The sequence below is a fragment of the Actinosynnema sp. genome (assembly GCF_052038725.1).
Genome location: NZ_JBQGCX010001071.1, coordinates 1 through 1,876 on the forward strand (window position 1 = coordinate 1; position 1,876 = coordinate 1,876).

Here is a 1,876-nt window from a genome sequence, read left to right on the forward strand (position 1 = left end):
GGCGTCGCGCGGCTGGAACGGGCCGGGCTCGTTCACCACGGGCGCCCCGCACTGGGTGCCGCCCCGCGGGACCAGCACGCGGCAGGTCTCCCGGTCGAGGTCGAACGAGATGAGCGCGTCCTGCTCGCGGTTGAACACCAGGTCGCCGCTGTCGGGGCTGAACACCGAGCTGTCGTCGGTCACCTCGCACAGCGAGGCCGTGCCGCAGGCGATCTCGCTGATGTCGCGCTGGTTGCCGAGGGTGGCCGCGTCGGCGGTCCAGATGTGGTTGTCGCGCACCTCGGTGCCGGTGTCGTCGTCGAACACCACGCCCCTGGTGAACGACAGGGTGCGCCCGTCCGGCGACCACGCGGGCTGGGTGTCCTCCTGGCCCTCGGCTCCGGGCGGCGCGACGAGCTCGCGCAGGACCTGCCCGGTGGCGGCCTCCACGATCGCGATCCGGCTGGGCCCGTTGTCCGGCCGGATGCCGCCGGGCGAGCGGCGGGTGATGGCGATCTGCTGGCCGTCCGGCGACCAGGCCGGGTCGAACTCCCAGTCGGTGGGCAGCCGGTCGGAGACCTCCAGCCGCACCGGGTCCGAGCCGTCCGCGTTCGCGGTCCAGATCCGCTGCAGGCGCGAGCCGAGCGGTCCCTCGAAGGCGGTGTAGACGATCCTGCGGCCGTCCGGGGAGTAGGTCTGCCGCAGCGTCCACGGGTCGTAGCCGCCGGTCGGCTTGAACAGCAGCCGGGAGTCGGAGGCGATGTCCGGGTGCTCCAGCGCGAGCGCGATCCCGAGGTCCCTGGGATCGGTGCCGTCCGGCTGGATGTCGTGCAACCGCACCTCGTTGCGCGCCGACGCGGTGGTGCGCGCGATCAGCAGCGTCCCGGTCACCGGGTCGCCGAGCCAGGCGGGCGCGCTGACCAGCCGGTCCTCCCTGAGCAGCAGTTGCGGCGCGGCCCCGACCGGTTCACCTCCGTCGCCCGCGACCCGGTAGACGCCCTCCCTCGGGTCCGCCTCCAGGCAGCCGCAGCTGATGAACAGCAGCGCCTCGCCGTCCGGCATCCACACCGGCCACCGGCCGCTCCACCCCGCCTGGTTCTCGGCGAAGAAGTCCCGGCTGGCCCCGTCCTCCAGCACGCGCAGCCGCGCGCGCCCGTCCCCGAGCTTGTAGACGATCCGGTCCTCGGTCGGGTGCCACACCGGTTCGCCCGCGCCACCGCCGGGTTCGTCGGTGAGCTGCGTGGAGGGCCCGCCCGCGAGGGGCCTGCTGCGGATCTGCCCGCCCGCGCTGAACGCGACGCGCTGCCCGTCCGGGGAGACGGTCGGCCACTCCTCGGGCTCGGCGCCCTCGGGGGTGATGCGGCGCAGGTTCGTCCCGTCCACGCCGACCGCCCACAGCTCGCCGCGCCCGTCGGACCGCACCTGCTGGAACACCACGGTTCCCAGGTCTGGGGTGAGCTGCGGGTGGCAGGCGTGCATGCCCTCGGTCAGCTGCACGACGACCCCGTCGCGCTGGCGCAGGAACACCTGCGGCAGCTTCTCGGCCCTCATGCTGACGAACACCACGAGCCCGCCGCGCGCCGACACCTCGTCGTCGAAGTGGGAGGGCCGGTCGTCGAACAGGGGCGGGCTCGGGAGGTCCGTCGGGTAGCCGACGGGCACGCGCCCGATGCCCCGGTGCTCCGTGCCCGCGTACGCGATCCGCTGGGGCGGCGGCGGGTCGTCCTGCTGGGCGGGCGCCACGCCGCTGTGCAGCACCACCACGACGCCGCCGAGCAGCACAGCCACGACCGCCACCACGACGGCCCTGAACCTGGTGAACACCGCGCACCTCCTCGCGTCGGTCCCGATCCTGGCCGCGCGCCCGCCGGGGAGGGAGGTCCCGGCGGGCAGCGAG

1 protein-coding gene is annotated in these 1,876 nt (G+C 74.6%); it reads right to left on the reverse strand.

Annotated elements, in window-relative coordinates; all coding sequences use genetic code 11:
- Positions 1-1,803: TolB family protein (locus tag ACTUAL_RS22545; RefSeq protein WP_440901636.1), on the reverse strand; the 1,803-nt coding region annotated here is incomplete at its 3' end.
- Between the last annotated feature and the right edge of the window lie 73 nt (positions 1,804-1,876).